This is a genomic window from Streptomyces sp. NBC_01233 (assembly GCF_035989305.1).
Classification (GTDB): Bacteria; Actinomycetota; Actinomycetes; order Streptomycetales; family Streptomycetaceae; genus Streptomyces.
In genome coordinates this window covers 1,832,364-1,848,437 of record NZ_CP108514.1, presented here as the reverse complement: position 1 = coordinate 1,848,437, position 16,074 = coordinate 1,832,364, and the positions used below count along the sequence as shown (strand labels likewise).

Below are 16,074 nucleotides of genomic sequence, written 5' to 3'. Positions count from 1 at the left end.
TCAACGTTGCATCCGATGCCTTCTTGATCGCAAGGAGGCTGGCGTTCGCTCTCAGCCCATCGAGCGGTAGCGGTGGATCAGCGAGACGGCCATCGCGCCCTCGCCCACGCCCGAGGCGACCCGTTTGACCGAGTGGGCGCGGACGTCGCCGGCCGCGAAGACGCCGGGGACGCTCGTCTCCAGCGGGTAGGGGGCGCGCTCAAGGCTCCACTCGGCCGGGAGTTCGCCGCCGTTCGCGATCAGGTCCGAGCCGGTGAGGACGAAGCCGTACTCGTCCCGCTCGACGACGCCGGAGAGCCAGTCGGTGTGCGGGCGGGCGCCGATGAAGGTGAACATGAACCGGGCCGGGACCTCCGTGTTCCCGCCCGTGTCCGCGTCGTGGAGGGTCAGCCGCTCCAGGTGTTCGTCGCCGTCGAGGCGGACCACCGTCGTGCGGACCCTCACCTCGATGTTCGGGGTGCGGTCGATCTCGTCGATCAGGTAGCGGGACATGCTCGCGTCGAGGGAGGCCGCGCGGACCAGGATCGTCACCCGGGCGGCGTACTTCGCGAAGTGCACCGCCGCCTGGCCGGCCGAGTTGGCGCCGCCCACGATGAACACGTGCTGCGAGATGCAGGCGGAGCTTTCGGTGGTGGCCGCGCCGTAGTAGAGCCCCGCGCCCTCGAAGCGGTCCGCGCCGGGGGCCTCCAGACGGTTGTACGAGACGCCGGTGGCCAGCAGGACCGTCTCCGCGCTGATCTCCGTGCCGTCCGCCAGCGTGAGGATCTTCGCCGGATCGTCCCGGGTCAGCGAGACCACCTCCACCGGGTGCAGGATCTCGGCGCCGAACCGGGAGGCCTGGATCGTGGCCCGGCGGGTCAGGTCGCCGCCCGAGAGGCCCGAGGGGAAGCCGAGGTAGTTCTCGATCAGGCTGGAGGTGCCGGCCTGGCCGCCCGGGGCGCGGGAGTCCAGCATCAGCGTGGAGAGGCCCTCGGAGGCCGAGTAGACCCCGGCCGCCAGGCCCGCCGGGCCCGCGCCGACGATGACGCACTCGTAGTGCGGGCGCGAGGCGGTGGTGGCCAGGCCCAGGCGCTGGGCGAGCTGGGTGTCGGTGGGGGCGGAGAGCACCGTGCCGTCCGGGAAGCGGACGAGGGGGAGCGCCCCGTCGGGCTGGGCCGCGATCAGGGTCAGGGCCTCGGGGTCCCGTTCGACGTTGAGGAAGCGGAACGGCTGGCCGTTGCGGGTGAAGAAGTCCCGGACGGCGTGGGTGCCGGGGGAGACCAGGTGGCCGGCGACGATGATCCCGTCGTACGCCGGGCGGTAGGTGGCCAGCCAGTCCGACAGCAGGTCGTCCAGGACCGGGAAGAGCCGCTCGTGCGGCGGGTCCCATGGTTTGAGCAGGTAGTAGTCCAGCCGGACCCGGTTGATGGCGGTGATCGCCGCGTCGGTCTCCGCGTAGGCCGTCAGCAGCACCCGGCGGGCGTCCGGGAAGCGGCTGACCGCCTCCAGCAGGAACTCGACGCCGGTGACGTCGGGCATCCGCTGGTCCACGAGGAACAGCGCCGGGTCGTGGCCGCGTTCGTCGAGGGAGTCCAGGATCTTCAGGGCGTCGGCCGCCGAGGAGGCGCCGAGCACCCGGTAGCGGTCGCCGTAGGCGCTGCGCAGGTCGCGGCGGACGGCGCGCAGCACCTGCGGGTCGTCGTCCACGGCCAGGATGACCGGCTTCTTGTTCTCGGCGCGCTCGGCGGCCGCCGCCGCGGACACGGCCGGGGCGGCCGAGCTCTCCGGGGCCGCGCTCATGCCGGGTCCAGCATCAGCTTGTCGGCGTAGCACCAGGCCCAGTCCTCGCCGGGCTCGTGGGAGGCGGCTATGGCGTGCTCGGTGGTCCGGTAGTGCCGGGTGGCGTGACGGTTCTTCGACGAGTCGCAGCATCCGACGTGCCCGCAGCTGAGGCACATCCGCAGGTGCACCCAGATGTCGCCGGCTGCGAGGCACTCCTCGCAGCCGGCGGCGGTGGGTTTCACCGGACGTATCTGATCGATGTGTGTGCACAACAGGTCCATCGTCATCGTCCCCGTCCCTCTCTCGTGCTCGTTCACCAACACGGCTCGCGCGCCCGTCATTCACGGCGCGTCCAGACCATAGGGCGGGGACGCGGTAATGGTTCATCGAATCAGCCGAAGTCAGGTAGTCCTGAAGCTACTTCCTGACGTCCGCCGGTGACTTCCTGAGGTGCTGCCATGACCTGGGCGGCTACCTCACGAAGTCGCATGCCAGCGCTTTGACGCAGGCTCCGGGCGCGGCCAGTGTGGGGGACGCCAACGACAACAGGCGGCGCCTGGAGGAATACGTGAGCAGAAAGATTCTGGTCATTGTCTCCGAACACGGTTACTGGGCCGAGGAACTGATCGGACCGGTATCGAAGTTCGACGAGCGGGGCTACGAGGTCATATTCGCCACGCCGACCGGAAAGCGTGCACACGCTCTTCCGCCGAGCCTCGACGCGAACTACATCGATCCTCCACTGGGACGCTCGGTCACCAGCGGGGAGAACGCCCGGCTGGGGCGGGAGTTCGAGCAGTCGAGCCGGCTGGACTCGCCGCTCGACATCGAGGCGTGGGTCCCCGAGCGTCCGTACACGAGCGACGAGGGCTACCTGCGCAAGCTGGAGCAGTACCACCGGGATCTGGACAAGCTCGACGCCGACATCGCGGACTACGACGCGATCCTCATCGTCGGAGGCAGCGGCCCGATCGCGGACCTCGCCAACAACGAGCGCGTGCACGCCCTGATCCTGGCCTTCAAGAAGGCCGGCAAGGTCGTGGCCGCGGAGTGCTACGGGGTCGCCTGCCTGGCCTTCGCCCGGGACTGGAGCGACCGCAAGAGCATCATCTGGGGCAAGCACGTGACCGGCCACTGCAAGGAGTACGACTACAAGGACGGCACCGGATTCCTCGGTACCGATTTCAACATGGGGCCGCCGCCGTATCCGCTGGAGTACATCCTGCGCGATGCGACGGGCCCGGGCGGCGCGTATCACGGGAACTTCGGCAAGCCGGTCTCGGTGATCGTCGACTTCCCCTTCGTCACCGGACGTTCCACCCCCGACTCGTATCTCACGGGGCAGAAGATCGTGGAAGTCCTGGAGGACGGTCTCACCCGATACGGCTGGTAATCCCGGAGGCCGCAGAGAAATCGGAGATTTGAGGGGGAATTCATGGAAGCCACTCCCGGACGGGAAAGGCTGATCGAGCAGTTCAAGGCCGACGGCCTGAAGGTGATGTTCGGAAATCCGGGGACGGTGGAACAGGGATTCCTCGACGCGGTGGACGCGGCGGAGGACTTCACCTACATCCTCGCCCTCCAGGAGACCGTCGCCGCCGGCATCGCCGACGGGTACGCCCGGGCGACCGGCGGCGCGGCCCTGCTCCAGCTGCACTCCGGGGTGGGGCTCGGCAACGGCATCGGCATGCTCTACCAGTCGCTGCGCGGCCACACCCCGCTCGTCGTGGTCGCCGGTGACGCCGGGGTGCGCTACGACGCCATGGACGCCCAGATGGCGTCCGACCTGGTGGCGATGGCCAAGCCGGTGACGAAGTACGCGACCCGGGTCACCGACCGGCACTCCGTGCTCCGCACCATCCGGCGGGCCGTGAAGATCGCGCTCACCCCGCCCCGGGGGCCCGTCTTCGTGGCGCTGCCGATGGACGTGCTGGACGAGCTCAACTCCGAGCCCGTCCTGCCGGCCACGGTGCCGCTCACGGACGTGGCGCCCTCGCCGGCCTCGGTGGGGCGGGCGGCCGAGCTGCTCGCCTCCGCGCAGCGGCCGGTGGTCCTCGTCGGGGACGGGGTCTCGCTCTCCGGGGCGCAGAACGAACTCGCCGCCGTCGCCGAGCTGCTGGGCGCCGACGTGTACGAGGTCGACTCGTCCGAGGTGAACATCGCGGCCTCGCACCCGCTGCGGCGCGGCCAGACGGGCCACATGTTCGGCCCGCACAGCAAGGAGCTGGTCGGGGACGCCGACGGGGTGCTGATCGTCGGCACCTATGTCTTCCCGGAGGTGTTCCCCGAGCTGGAGAGCCCCTTCCGGGCGGGCGCGAAGGTCGTCCACATCGACCTCAACGCCTACGAGATCGCCAAGAACCACCCCGTGGACCTGGGCCTGGCCGCCGACCCCCGGCAGGCGCTGCGCGCGCTGGCCGGCGTACTGGACCGGCTGCTGAGCCCGCAGCAGCGGGCCGCGGCGTCCGCCCGGCTCGACGCACGGACCCGGGAGCGGGCCCGCGAGGCGCAGGCGGCCACGGACGACGGCTCGCCGATGGCCGTCTTCCTGAAGACGCTGGCCGAGCGCACCGGCGGGGACCTGATCGTCTTCGACGAGGCGCTGACCACCTCGCCGCTGGTCACGCGGTACCTGCCGGCGGAGCGGCCCGGAGACTACCACCTCACCCGGGGCGGTTCGCTCGGCGTGGGCTTCCCGGGCGCGGTCGGCGCCAAGCTGGCCCGGCCGGACCGCCTCGTCGTCGGCTTCGCGGGCGACGGCGGGTCGATGTACACGTACCAGGCGCTGTGGACCGCCGCCCGGCACGGCATCGACGCCAAGTTCGTGGTGTGCAACAACCGCAAGTACCGGCTGCTGGACGACAACATCGCCGAGTACTGGCGGGAGCGGGACATCCCGGCGCACGGCTTCCCGGGCTCCTTCGACCTCTCGCACCCCGAGATCGACTTCGCCGGGCTGGCCCGGTCGCTCGGCGCCGGCGGGATGCGTGTGGAGAAGCCGGACGAGGCGGTCTCCGCAGTGGGCCGGATGCTGTCCCACCCCGGCCCCTTCCTCGTCGACATCCAGATCTGACAGCCATCCGACACGAGTCCCCGTACGGACAGGAGGAGACCGCATGCCCGCCGAGCGGCAGCTGACCGAGGACGCGATCCGCAGTTTCGCGGAGAAGTGGTACGTGGCGCTGGACCAGCACGTGGGGGCGGCCGACGTGCTCGCCCTGATCACCGAGGACCTGGAGTTCAAGGTCCCCGAGGACACCTTCCTCGGACACGAGGGCTTCGGACGCTGGTACGAGGCCGTCACCCACCGCTTCTTCGACGAGGTGCACACGGTCACGAAGGTGGAGCCCGTCATCGAGGGCGACCGGGCGGTCGTCCGGGTCCTCGTCAACTGGCAGGCCAAGATCTGGAACCCGCCGGCCGCCCGCAGCGAGTGGCTCGGCTTCGACGCCGATCAGACGTGGACCGTGGTCGCCGGTCCGAACGGACCGCTGATCAAGCAGTACACCGTCAACGACCTGGCGCCGATGCCCGGTTCCGGCTCCCTCTGACCGCCGGCGAAGGAGAAGCGACCATGACCGAAGTGACGCAGGAGCGGGTGCGGGCGGCCTACGCCGCCCTCGGCTCCGGCGACCGGGCGCGCATCCTCGAGTACTACTCCGAGGACCTGCGCTGGCTGGTGCCGGGCAACCACCCGCTGGCCGGCTGGTACGAGAGCCTGGACGCCTTCCTGGAGCTGATGGGCCAGACCCACAAGCTCACGGGCGGCACCTTCCGGATGGACCTGGAGGCGGTCCTCGTCGGCGAGGACTGTTCCGCGGACGTGTGCCGCAACGTCGCCCTGCGGGCCGGCGCGGACGGGACGAGCGGGTCCCCGTACGAGCGGATGGACTACCCGGTCTTCCACTACATGCGCTGGCAGGACGGCCGGATCGTCGAGGGCCGCGACGGGCTCTTCGGGGACTCGGCGTCCGCCTTCAGCCAGTTCTGGGCGCCTTTCGCGCCGGACGGAACCCGCAGGGACCGATAAGGGGGATGAGCGCGATGGACGCACGACAGATCCTTCAGAAGTACTACGAGTACGCCAACGCCGGGGACTGGGACCGCTGGTGCGACCTGTTCGCCGACGACCAGGTCATGGACGAGCAGCTGGCCGGCCACATCGAGGGGCTCGAAGTCCTGCGCTCGATGATGAAGGGCATGGGCACGATGTACCGGGTCTTCCGGAACGAGCCCGTGCACTTCCTCGTCGACGGTGAGAAGGCCGCGGCCGTCTCGCACCTGACCGCGGTCAGCCCTGCCGGCGAGGCCATCGAGGCCGAGGTCATGAACTTCTTCCGGATCGTGGACGGAAAGATCGCCTACATGGCGAACTACCACGACACGGTCCCCTTCCAGGTGCTGAACCAGGGCTGAGAGGGAGACCCGTGAGCGTGGAAGAGTACGACTACATCGTCGTGGGATCCGGCACCGCCGGCAGCGTCCTGGCCAACCGGCTCTCCGAGGACCCGGACGTCTCCGTCCTCGTCCTGGAGGCGGGCGGCTCCCGGATCCCGCCCGAGGTGGACGACCCGTCCTCCTGGTACAAGCTCCTCGGCGGTCCCGTGGACTGGGGCTACACCAGCACTCCGCAGCCCGGCCTGGACGGCCGCCGCACGTACGAACCCCGCGGCAAGGCCCCCGGCGGCAGCAGCAACCTCTACATCATGATGCACATCCGCGGTCACGCCTCGGACTTCGACAACTGGGCCTACCAGGGCGCGGCCGGCTGGGCACACGAGGACGTGCTGCCGTACTTCGCCCTGCTGGAGGGCCAGGAGGACGTCACCGCCGCCACCACCGGCACCCGGGGGCCGCAGCGGATCACCAACGCCGGGCGGCACGGTGCCAACCCGGTCTCGCGCGCCTTCATCGACGCCGCCGTCGAGCTGGGCCACGAGGAGATCGCCGACTTCAACACCGACGGGCCCCGGCGCGGTCTCTTCGGCACCGGCTGGCACCACATCGACGTGGCCGACGGCCGCCGCCAAGGGGTGCTCGCCGCCTACCTGGAGCCCGCCCTGGACCGCGCCAACCTGACCCTGCGCACCAACGCGCAGAGCACCCGGCTGCTCTTCGACGGGGACACCTGCACGGGTGTCGAGTACGCCCAGCTCCGGGCCCCCGCCGAGTTCGCCGGCCGGACGGTCCGGGACGCGCACAGCAGCGTCGCGGCGCCCGGGCTGCACACCGTACGGGCCCGCCGGGAGGTGATCGTGGCCGCCGGGGCGATCGAGTCCCCGAAGCTGCTGCTGCTCTCCGGCATCGGCCACCCCGAGCAGCTGCGCGAGCACGGCATCGAGGTCACCGCGGCCCTGCCCGGGGTCGGCGAGAACTTCCACAACCACGTCCTGACCGGACTGATGGCCGAGGTCACCCAGGAGCTCCCGCCGCCGGCGCAGAACCTGTCGGAGAGCGCTCTGTTCCTGTCCTCGCAGCCCGGACTGCCCGCGCCCGACCTCCAGATCGCCTTCGTCCACGTGCCCTTCGACGTGATCGTCGGCCAGGACCACCCCAACACGGTGTCCATCCTGCCCGGTGTCGTACGGCCGGTCTCGCGCGGCTGGATCAGGCTCGCGAGCGCCGACCCGGTGGCCCACCCGCTGATCAACCCGAACTACCTCGGCGACCGCTGGGACCTGGAGCGGATGGTGCAGGGCGTCAAGACCGCCCGGGAGATCTTCGCGACCTCCGCCTTCTCCCCCTGGTACAAGCAGGAGCTCCAGCCCGGACCCGGCTACGTGAGCGACGACGACCTGCGGACCTTCGTGAAGCAGAAGTCGGAGAGCTACCACCACCAGGCCGGCTCCTGCCGCATGGGCATCGACGACCTCTCCGTCGTCGACCCCGAGCTGCGGGTGCACGGCGTACGGAACCTGCGCGTCGTCGACGCCAGCGTGATGCCCGCGGTCCCGTCGGGCAACTGCCACACCGCCATCGCGATGATCGCCGAGCGCGCGGCGGACTTCCTGAGGGGGACCTCCCGTGCCTGATGCCGTCCTGCGCGAGGGCGCGCTGTCCGGGACCCGGATCGCGGTCCTGGTCGAGAGCGACTACTACGAGCCGGAGATCTTCTACTACCGGCACCGGTTCGCGGAGGAGGGTGCCGAGGTCGACTTCCTGACCCGGCTGTGGGGCAACGACTCCATCACCTTCACCGGGCACGAGTACCGGGCGCCCTTCACCGCGAACCAGTCCCTGGAGGGGCTGAGCGACGACGACCTGCGCCGGTACGCGGCGGTCATCGTGCCCTCCGGCATGGTGGCCGACCGGCTGCGCTACACCGAGGACGTGGACCGGCTGGCCCCGGCGACGGAGCTGCTGCGCCGGGCCTTCGAGGAGCCAACGGTCCTCAAGGGGATCATCTGCCACGGCATGTGGCTGGCCTCCTCGATCCCGGACAAGGTGCGCGGCCGCAAGGTCGTCTGCCACAACAACCTCATCGGGGACGTCCGGAACATGGGCGGCCAGTACGTCGACGAGGACGTGGTGGTGGACGGGGACCTGGTCACCGGCCGCACTGGCGCCCACCACCACCTCTTCGCCCGCCGGATCATCGAGCTGATCGCGGCCGGGCGGGGCCGGGGGCAGGCCTGATGGCCGGGCCGGTCTGGTCGCACGTGGGCCTGAACTGTGCGGACCAGAAGACCACCGAGGAGTTCTACACCCGGTACTTCGGCTTCACCCGGGCCCGGGTGGTCGACCTGGGAGAGGCCCAGATCGTGTTCCTGCGCAAGGGGGACGCGTACCTGGAGCTCTTTGCGGCAGGCGCCGAACCGGCCCGCCCGGCGCACGAAGACGGGCCGCAGGCTCCGGGACGGATGCGCCACCTGGCCTTCCAGACCGACAGCGTGGACGCGTTCCTGGCCGAGCTTGGCGACGCGGCCGAAGTGACCCTGGGGCCGCTGGACTTCGACGACTTCATCTGCGGCTGGCGGACCGTGTGGATCCGCGACCCCGACGGGGTGATCGTCGAAGTCGGCCAGGGATACGAGGACGACCGCACTCACGACCGTACTCACGAGGGCTCTCACGACAAGGACGGTGCTTGACATGGCGGATGCCGTGAGCTTCTCCTTCTCCGACACCATCGCCGGCTACGTCGAACGCTTCGACTCCGGGTCGCGCGTGCTGCGTCTGAAGACCTCCGACGGGCGCGGGTTCGACGTCTCGCTCGCCGGCGACCCCAGCGCCGAGCTGGTCCGCAACCTGGACGAGCCCCACATCGACGCCTCCGGGCACATCGACGAGATGCTCTCGCCGGGCCGGTTCCTCTTCGTCTACGGAGTCCACTACCCGGAGCACGGCGGGCGGTTCGACGCCAAGCGCCTGGTCTTCCTGGGCCGCGGCGCCGAGGACTACCGCTTCGAGGAGCCCAGCTGGTGGATCAAGCAGATCGAGTCGCTGGCCGACTTCTACAAGCGGGCCCAGTTCGGCGACGGGCCGGTGGACTTCGCCGAGTACCGCACCGAGATCCGGCTCGGCGGTGACAAGACCGCCAGCCACGTCCAGGAGACCGACACGATCTCCCGCCTGGTCTACGGCATGGCCTCGGCCTACCTGCTGACCGGCAAGGACGAGTACCTGGAGGTCGCCGAGCGCGGCACCGAGTACCTGCGCAAGCACATGCGGGTCGTGGACAGCGAGGAGGACGTGGTCTTCTGGTACCACGGCATCAGCGTCGACGGGGACAGCGAGCGCAAGCTCTTCACCTCGGAGTTCTCCGACGACTACGACGCGATCCCGATGTACGAGCAGATCTACGCGCTGGCCGGCCCCATCCAGACGTACCGGGTCACCGGCGACGTCCGGATCAAGAACGACGCGGACGCCACCATCCGGCTGTTCGACAAGTTCTTCTTCGACCCGGAGCAGGGCGGCTACTACTCGCACATCGACCCGATCCTCTTCAGCGCCGACCACGAGTCCCTCGGCGAGAACGCCGAGCGCAAGAACTGGAACTCGGTCGGCGACCACGCGCCCGCGTACCTGATCAACCTCTACCTGGCGACGGGCGAGCAGAAGTACGCCGACTTCCTCGAGTACACCTTCGACACCATCGCGGACAAGTTCCCGGACTACAAGAACAGCCCCTTCGTCCAGGAGCGCTTCTTCCGCGACTGGTCGCACGACACCGCCCACAGCTGGCAGCAGAACCGCGCGGTCGTCGGCCACAACCTGAAGATCGCCTGGAACCTGATGCGGATGAACTCGCTGAAGGCCAAGCCGGCGTACGAGGACCTCGCGAAGAAGATCGGCGAGATCATGCCGGCGGTCGGCAGCGACGTGCAGCGCGGCGGCTGGTACGACGTCGTCGAGCGGATCAAGTCCGGGGACGAGGAGACGTATCGTTTCGCCTGGCACGACCGCAAGGCCTGGTGGCAGCAGGAGCAGGCGATCCTCGCCTACCTCATCCTGAACGGCACCGTCGGCGGCGACGCGAACCTGCGCGAGGCCCGGCAGGCGCAGTCCTTCTACAACACCTTCTTCCTCGACCACGACGAGGGCGCCGTCTACTTCAACGTGCTCGCCAGCGGTACGCCGTACCTGCTCGGCACCGAGCGCCTCAAGGGCAGCCACTCGATGTCCATGTACCACTCGGCGGAGCTCTGCTACCTCTCCGCCGTCTACAACAACCTGCTCGTCAACGGCCGGGAGATGGACTTCCACTTCCAGCCCGACCCGACCGGCCTGCCCGACCGGGTCCTGCGCGTCTCGCCCGACCTGCTCCCGGCCGGCTCGGTGCGGATCGCGTCCGTCGAGATCGACGAGAAGCCGTACACGGACTTCGACGCGGACGCCCTCACCGTGCGGCTGCCCGACGTCCAGGGCCGGGTGAAGGTCAAGGTGCGGCTGCGTCCAGTGGCCAAGAAGTAGCGCTCAACGGGGGGCGCCCCAACCAGAGGGGAATGCAATGACTCTCAACGTCAAGGAACGCCGGAACAAGACGGGCACCGTGCTCGTCGCCACCGGCGAGATCAACAGCGAGACATCCGGTTCGCTGCTCCAGGCCCTGCTGCCGCTCGTCCGCGAGGGCAAGCCGCTGAAGATCGACCTCACGGCCGTCACCTACGTCTCCAGCGCCGGCCTGCGCACCCTGCTCGTCGTCTACCGCGAGGCGCAGCACGCCGGCGTCGCCGTCACCCTCTACGGGGTGAGCGAGGAAGTCCGGTTCGTCATGTCGGCCACCGGCTTCCTCGACTTCTTCGAGACCGGCGAGGCCGTCGCGGCGGCCGCCAAGGCCAAGGCCAAGGCCAAGGCCAAGGCCAAGGCCAAGGCCGCACGATGAGCGAGACCCAGTCCGAGCAGGTCCTGCGCGTCGACGCGTACCCGACCCACGAGGTGGGCGGGTACCGCGTCCGCGCGGGCAAACCGTTCCCCTTCGGGGCCAACGTGGTCCCCGGCGGGGTCAGCTTCTCCGTCTTCTCCGACCAGGCCACGTCCATGACCCTGGTCATCTACAAGCGCGGAGAGCCCGAACCGATGGCCGAACTGGAGTTCCCCGAGGAATTCCGCACCGGCAGCGTGTTCGCGATGACCGTCTTCGGCCTCGACCACGAGAACATCGAGTACGGGTACCGGGCGGACGGCCCCTACGACCCGGTCACCGGCCACCGCTTCGACGCCCGCCAGGTCCTCTCCGACCCCTACGCCCGGCTGATCGCCGGCCGTGACGTGTGGGGCGTGGAGCCGGACCGCAGCCGCGGCTACCAGTACCGCTCCCGCGTCTGCCTCCAGGACTTCGACTGGGGCGACGACACACCGCTGGGCATCCCCGCCGAGGACCTCGTCGTCTACGAGGCCCACGTGCGCGGCTTCACCCGGCACCCCAACTCGCAGGTCACCGCGCCCGGCACCTTCGCCGGGCTGCGCGAGAAGATCCCGTACCTCAAGGAACTCGGGATCAACTGCATCGAGCTCCTGCCGGTGTTCGAGTTCGACGAGAGCGACAACCCGCGCTCCAACCCGGAGACGGGCGAGCGGCTCTTCGACTACTGGGGCTACAACACCGTCTCCTTCTTCGCGCCCAAGGCCGGCTACGCGGCCACCGGGCGGTACGGGATGCAGGGGGACGAGTTCCGCACCCTGATCAAGGACCTGCACGCGGCCGGCATCGAGGTCATCCTCGACGTCGTCTTCAACCACACCGCCGAGGGCAACGAGCAGGGCCCGACGATCTCCTTCAAGGGGCTCGACAACGCCACGTACTACATGCTCACGCCCGAGGGGTACTACTTCAACTTCAGCGGCACCGGCAACACCGTCAACTGCAACCACCCCGTCGTGCGCAACTACGTGCTCGACTGCCTGCGCCACTGGGTCGCCGACTACCACATCGACGGCTTCCGCTTCGACCTCGCGGCCATCCTCGGCCGGGCCCTGGACGGCACCCCGCTGCCCAACCCGCCGCTGCTGGAACTGCTCGCCTACGACCCGGTCCTGCGGCATACCAAGCTCATCGCCGAGGCCTGGGACGCCGGCGGCCTCTACGAGGTCGGCAACTTCCCGGCGTACGGCCGCTGGGCGGAGTGGAACGGCAAGTACCGCGACACCGTGCGCCGCTTCCTCAAGGGCGACGCCGGGGTCACCGGAGAACTGGCCACCCGCATCGCCGGCTCGCCCGACCTGTACTCCAGCCGCGGCACCGCCGCCTCGGTCAACTTCCTGACCGCGCACGACGGCTTCACCCTCGCCGACCTGGTCTCCTACAACGACAAGCGCAACGACGCCAACGGCGAGAACAACAACGACGGCGCCAACGACAACAACAGCTGGAACTGCGGCGCCGAGGGGCCCACCGAGGACCCCGAGATCAACGCGCTGCGCACCAGGCAGATGAAGAACGCGATCGCCATCCTCTTCACCAGCCAGGGCATTCCGATGCTGCTGTCCGGGGACGAGGTCGCGCGCACCCAGCAGGGCAACAACAACACGTACTGCCAGGACAACGAACTCTCCTGGTTCGACTGGGACCAGGTCGACGACAACGCCGAACTGCTCCGGTTCACACGGGAGATGATCGCCTTCCGCAAGCACCACCGCGAGCTGCGCTCCACCGCCCACCCCACCGGCCAGGTCCGCGAGAACCTGGGCCTGCCGGACATCAGCTGGCACGGGGAGCGGGCCTGGCAGCCCGACTGGTCCTCCGAGAGCCGGCTGATCGCCGTGGCCCGGTGCGGCACCGGGGACGACGACGTGGTGTACGTGGCCATGAACGCGCACTGGGAGTCGCACGACCTCGAACTGCCCGCCCTGCCGGGAGGCCGGAGCTGGCACCTGTTCGCCGACACCGGGGCCGAGGCACCGCACGACATCCGCACCCCCGGCGGCGAGCAGGAACTGGACAACGCCGGGAAGTACCTGATCGGCCCGCGCTCGGTCGTGATCCTGGTGGGCCGTACCGATGATCCCGAGATGCTGTGACCGAAGGAGACCTGACATGCCGCTTTCCGTGTCCCTGAGCATCGAGGGCGACACCACCGTCATCGAGCTGACGGGCGAGCTGGACGCCAAGACCGCGCCGGACTTCCACCAGACCATCGAGAAGGCCGCCGGGCACGGCACCAGCACCGTCGAGATCAGGATGGCCGGCGTCGGCTACATGGCCAGCGCCGGACTGCGCTCCCTGGTCTTCGCCCAGCAGAAGGTCGCGAACAACGTCACCATCAAGGTGGTCGGTGCCATCGAGCCCGTGTCCCGGACCATCCGGACGGCCGGACTCGACCGCAGCATCGTGCTCTCCGATGAGTGACCACCGTGACTGACATGGCCGAACTGGCGAGGTCGTCCTCCCTGCTGGAGGTGCCCGCGACGGTGGGGGCACTGGGCGACATCGCCGCGTTCGTCCTGCGGCTGGCCGGCCGGGCGGGCCTGGGCAAGGGCGCCACGTACCGGATCCGGCTGGCCGTGGACGAACTGGCCACGAACATCGTGATGCACGGGTACCGGTGCGGCGACGGACGGATCACCGTCCGCGGCCGCTCCGGCCCGGGCGGGGTGCAGATCACCATCGAAGACGCCGCACCCGCCTTCGACCCCGTCGAAGGCCGCCTTCCGCCCGCCCCCGGGGTCCCCCCGGAGGACCGGCGGATCGGTGGCCTCGGCATCCACCTGGCGCTGACCAGCGTGGACGAGTTCAGCTACGCGCACCGGGACGGCCGCAACATCAGCACGCTGACTGTGAAGGCTGAGGAGACGGACCGATGCCCTCCACGACCGTGATCATCCTCGACGCGTACCCGCCACCGCCGCCCGAGCTCCTGCAGGCGCTGCGGATCATGGACGCGGAACTCGTCACCCGTACGCTGACGGAGCTGCTCGCGGGCCCGCTGGAACTGCTGCCCGTCGCGGACGTGCTGCTGGCCCCGGCCGAGTCCGACGGGGAGTCCGTCCGCACCGCCGTCCGCCGGCTGCGCCGCTGGGCCGGGGCCCCCATCGTCGTCGTCTGGACCGTGACGGAGTTCGCCGCCCTGGAGGCACACGTCCGGATCGGGCACGACTACCTCGTACCACCCTTCCTGCCCGCCCTCGTCGGGGCCCGGCTGCACAGCTGCTCGGAGCGCGCCGGACTCGGCCGCACCCTGCGGGAGGCCGACGCCCGCGCCGAACTCATGGGCTACGAGAAGGAACTGGAGATCGGCCGGGAGATCCAGGCGGGCTTCCTGCCCGAATCACTGCCCGTACCGGCGGGCTGGGAGATCGACGTGCGCTTCCGGCCCGCCCGGCAGGTCGCCGGGGACTTCTACGACGTCTTCGAGATATCCCGCGGCCGCCGGCTGGCGTTCGTCGTCGCCGACGTCTGCGACAAAGGGGTCGGCGCCGCGCTGTTCATGGCGCTCATCCGCTCCCTGCTCCGGCACACCGCACAGAACAGCGGCCTGCAGCACCTGGTCGCCGCCGGACGCGCCGGCGGCAGCCGGCGCATCCCGGTCGTCGGCGCCACGCCGCTGCTCAACGCGGTCACCGCCACCAACGGCTACCTCACCCGCAACCACCTGCGGCAGGGCTACTTCGCCACCCTGTTCTTCGGGGTGCTGGACCCGCTCACCGGCAGCCTCGTCTACATCAACGGCGGCCACAACCCGCCCCTGCTGCTGCCCGCCGACGGCAGCCCGCCCCGGACCCTGGACGTCACCGGCCCGGCCGTCGGGGTCCTGCCCGACTGCGTCTACACCCTCGGCTACGCCCAGCTGAACCCGGGCGACACCCTCTTCGCCTTCACCGACGGAGTGCCCGAGGCCCGCTGCCCGAACGGCAGCTTCCTCGGCGACGAACGGATGCTGGAACTGCTCGCCGGCCCTCTGGTGAGCGGCAAGGACGTGGTCGACCGGATGGACCTGGCGGTGCGCGAACACACCGGCACCGCCGAACAGCACGACGACGTCACCATGCTGGCCCTGCACCGGCCACGCGCGGCGCGGGGGCCGCACGCGGACGGCGCCGGGCACCGGGTGGTGGCCTAGATGGCCCGCACCATCGTGGTGCACTCGCACCGCGGTGGCACCGGGAAGTCCTCGGTCCTGGCGAACCTCGCGCTGCTGATCGCGGCCGGGGGGCGCCGGGTGGGGGTGGTGGACACCGACATCCAGTCACCCACCCTGGACCTGCTCTTCCGGCTCGGACCCGGTGCCTCCCTCGCCGACTACCTCCTCGGCCGCTGCGAGATCGAGGCCACCGCCCAGCAGGCGGGCCCACCCGGGCTGTACGTCGTACCGGCCCGGACCGGGACGGCCGCCCTGCGCGAGATCATGACCAGCGGTTACGACGTGGGGCTGCTGCCGGAGGGCTTCGACCGGCTGGCCGAGCACTACGCGCTCGACGTGCTGCTGCTCGACACCCACGCCGGACTCAACAACGAGTCGGTGACCGCCATGGCGAGCGCCGACGTACTGATGATCATGGCCAGGGCGGACCGGATCGACCTCTCCGGGGTCGAGGAGACCATCGCCCTCGCCGGCCGCCTGACCTGCCGGCGGATCCTGGTGCTGAGCATGGCCCCCGAGGACATCGACCGGGAGAACGCCCGGCGGCGCGCCGAGGAGGTCTACGGGGCACCGCTGGCCGGAATCCTTCCGTACTCGCCGGAAATGGCGGCGCTGTACGGGGAACGCATATTCGCAGACGCCCATCCCGGCCACCCCCTGGTCCGTGAATTCCGCACCATCATCTCGGCGTTGGACGCACGTGACGAAGTATCGCGGGCCTGACGTCTCCCCCTTACGCCCCTTGCGGGGGGCGTGTTGAATCGGCAGCGAATCCAGAACAAGGAGAGAA

17 protein-coding genes are annotated in these 16,074 nt (G+C 69.8%); 15 read left to right on the top strand and 2 right to left on the bottom strand.

Going from position 1 to position 16,074, the window contains the following annotated elements; translation table 11 throughout:
• Nucleotides 1-51 precede the first annotated feature (51 nt).
• Both OG332_RS08420 and OG332_RS08415 read right to left on the bottom strand, forming a co-directional pair.
• A complete protein-coding gene (locus OG332_RS08420) occupies nucleotides 52-1,779 on the bottom strand; it encodes an FAD-dependent oxidoreductase (protein ID WP_327412863.1) in 1,728 nt (575 codons plus the stop codon).
• Nucleotides 1,776-2,048, bottom strand: coding sequence for a UBP-type zinc finger domain-containing protein (locus OG332_RS08415; protein WP_442816120.1), 273 nt, complete (start codon nucleotides 2,046-2,048; stop codon nucleotides 1,776-1,778). The genes OG332_RS08420 and OG332_RS08415 overlap by 4 nt, the downstream gene beginning before the upstream one ends.
• Before the next feature lie 281 nt (nucleotides 2,049-2,329).
• Between OG332_RS08415 and OG332_RS08410 the strand changes: the two genes are divergently transcribed.
• Genes OG332_RS08410 through OG332_RS08340 form a run of 15 tightly spaced genes read left to right on the top strand, consistent with a single transcriptional unit; the run spans nucleotide 2,330 to nucleotide 16,007 of the window.
• Nucleotides 2,330-3,154, top strand: a complete 825-nt coding sequence (locus OG332_RS08410) for a type 1 glutamine amidotransferase domain-containing protein (RefSeq protein ID WP_327412862.1) — start codon at nucleotides 2,330-2,332, stop codon at nucleotides 3,152-3,154.
• Between the two features lie 42 nt (nucleotides 3,155-3,196).
• Nucleotides 3,197-4,834 (top strand): thiamine pyrophosphate-binding protein, encoded by a 1,638-nt coding sequence (locus OG332_RS08405; RefSeq protein ID WP_327412861.1) that lies wholly within the window; start codon nucleotides 3,197-3,199, stop codon nucleotides 4,832-4,834.
• A gap of 43 nt (nucleotides 4,835-4,877) precedes the next feature.
• Nucleotides 4,878-5,312, top strand: a complete 435-nt coding sequence (locus tag OG332_RS08400; RefSeq protein ID WP_327412860.1) for a nuclear transport factor 2 family protein — start codon at nucleotides 4,878-4,880, stop codon at nucleotides 5,310-5,312.
• A 23-nt stretch (nucleotides 5,313-5,335) separates the two neighbouring features.
• Nucleotides 5,336-5,791, top strand: a complete 456-nt coding sequence (locus OG332_RS08395; RefSeq protein ID WP_327412859.1) for a nuclear transport factor 2 family protein — start codon at nucleotides 5,336-5,338, stop codon at nucleotides 5,789-5,791.
• A 14-nt stretch (nucleotides 5,792-5,805) separates the two neighbouring features.
• Complete coding sequence (locus tag OG332_RS08390) at nucleotides 5,806-6,177, top strand: nuclear transport factor 2 family protein (RefSeq protein WP_327412858.1); 372 nt, start codon at nucleotides 5,806-5,808, stop codon at nucleotides 6,175-6,177.
• A gap of 11 nt (nucleotides 6,178-6,188) precedes the next feature.
• Nucleotides 6,189-7,793 carry a GMC family oxidoreductase gene (locus OG332_RS08385; protein WP_327412857.1) on the top strand — a complete coding sequence of 535 codons (1,605 nt, stop codon included), beginning with the start codon at nucleotides 6,189-6,191 and terminating at the stop codon, nucleotides 7,791-7,793.
• Nucleotides 7,786-8,397 carry a DJ-1/PfpI family protein gene (locus OG332_RS08380; RefSeq protein WP_327412856.1) on the top strand — a complete coding sequence of 204 codons (612 nt, stop codon included), beginning with the start codon at nucleotides 7,786-7,788 and terminating at the stop codon, nucleotides 8,395-8,397. Before OG332_RS08385 ends, OG332_RS08380 begins: the two co-directional genes overlap by 8 nt.
• A complete protein-coding gene (locus OG332_RS08375) occupies nucleotides 8,397-8,852 on the top strand; it encodes a VOC family protein (protein ID WP_327412855.1) in 456 nt (151 codons plus the stop codon). Before OG332_RS08380 ends, OG332_RS08375 begins: the two co-directional genes overlap by 1 nt.
• A gap of 1 nt (nucleotide 8,853) precedes the next feature.
• Nucleotides 8,854-10,677: an AGE family epimerase/isomerase gene (locus tag OG332_RS08370; RefSeq protein WP_327412854.1), complete on the top strand. Its 1,824-nt coding sequence runs from the start codon at nucleotides 8,854-8,856 to the stop codon at nucleotides 10,675-10,677.
• A gap of 37 nt (nucleotides 10,678-10,714) precedes the next feature.
• Nucleotides 10,715-11,089, top strand: coding sequence for an STAS domain-containing protein (locus tag OG332_RS08365; protein ID WP_327412853.1), 375 nt, complete (start codon nucleotides 10,715-10,717; stop codon nucleotides 11,087-11,089).
• On the top strand, nucleotides 11,086-13,224 hold the full coding sequence (glgX, locus tag OG332_RS08360) for a glycogen debranching protein GlgX (protein WP_327412852.1): 2,139 nt from the start codon (nucleotides 11,086-11,088) through the stop codon (nucleotides 13,222-13,224). The genes OG332_RS08365 and glgX overlap by 4 nt, the downstream gene beginning before the upstream one ends.
• Nucleotides 13,225-13,240: 16 nt before the next feature.
• Complete coding sequence (locus OG332_RS08355) at nucleotides 13,241-13,552, top strand: STAS domain-containing protein (protein WP_215147958.1); 312 nt, start codon at nucleotides 13,241-13,243, stop codon at nucleotides 13,550-13,552.
• Nucleotides 13,549-14,022 carry an ATP-binding protein gene (locus OG332_RS08350; protein WP_327412851.1) on the top strand — a complete coding sequence of 158 codons (474 nt, stop codon included), beginning with the start codon at nucleotides 13,549-13,551 and terminating at the stop codon, nucleotides 14,020-14,022. Before OG332_RS08355 ends, OG332_RS08350 begins: the two co-directional genes overlap by 4 nt.
• Nucleotides 14,004-15,263 (top strand): PP2C family protein-serine/threonine phosphatase, encoded by a 1,260-nt coding sequence (locus OG332_RS08345; RefSeq protein WP_327412850.1) that lies wholly within the window; start codon nucleotides 14,004-14,006, stop codon nucleotides 15,261-15,263. The genes OG332_RS08350 and OG332_RS08345 overlap by 19 nt, the downstream gene beginning before the upstream one ends.
• Nucleotides 15,264-16,007: a MinD/ParA family protein gene (locus OG332_RS08340; RefSeq protein WP_327412849.1), complete on the top strand. Its 744-nt coding sequence runs from the start codon at nucleotides 15,264-15,266 to the stop codon at nucleotides 16,005-16,007.
• Nucleotides 16,008-16,074 lie beyond the last annotated feature (67 nt).

Coding starts and splice junctions, on each gene's coding strand:
- OG332_RS08420 (WP_327412863.1), bottom strand. CDS start 1,779: ATGAGCGCGGCCCCGGAGAGCTCGGCCGCCCCGGCCGTGTCCGCGGCG.
- OG332_RS08415 (WP_442816120.1), bottom strand. CDS start 2,048: ATGACGATGGACCTGTTGTGCACACACATCGATCAGATACGTCCGGTG.
- OG332_RS08405 (WP_327412861.1), top strand. CDS start 3,197: ATGGAAGCCACTCCCGGACGGGAAAGGCTGATCGAGCAGTTCAAGGCC.
- OG332_RS08400 (WP_327412860.1), top strand. CDS start 4,878: ATGCCCGCCGAGCGGCAGCTGACCGAGGACGCGATCCGCAGTTTCGCG.
- OG332_RS08395 (WP_327412859.1), top strand. CDS start 5,336: ATGACCGAAGTGACGCAGGAGCGGGTGCGGGCGGCCTACGCCGCCCTC.
- OG332_RS08390 (WP_327412858.1), top strand. CDS start 5,806: ATGGACGCACGACAGATCCTTCAGAAGTACTACGAGTACGCCAACGCC.
- OG332_RS08375 (WP_327412855.1), top strand. CDS start 8,397: ATGGCCGGGCCGGTCTGGTCGCACGTGGGCCTGAACTGTGCGGACCAG.
- OG332_RS08370 (WP_327412854.1), top strand. CDS start 8,854: ATGGCGGATGCCGTGAGCTTCTCCTTCTCCGACACCATCGCCGGCTAC.
- OG332_RS08365 (WP_327412853.1), top strand. CDS start 10,715: ATGACTCTCAACGTCAAGGAACGCCGGAACAAGACGGGCACCGTGCTC.
- glgX (WP_327412852.1), top strand. CDS start 11,086: ATGAGCGAGACCCAGTCCGAGCAGGTCCTGCGCGTCGACGCGTACCCG.
- OG332_RS08355 (WP_215147958.1), top strand. CDS start 13,241: ATGCCGCTTTCCGTGTCCCTGAGCATCGAGGGCGACACCACCGTCATC.
- OG332_RS08345 (WP_327412850.1), top strand. CDS start 14,004: ATGCCCTCCACGACCGTGATCATCCTCGACGCGTACCCGCCACCGCCG.
- OG332_RS08340 (WP_327412849.1), top strand. CDS start 15,264: ATGGCCCGCACCATCGTGGTGCACTCGCACCGCGGTGGCACCGGGAAG.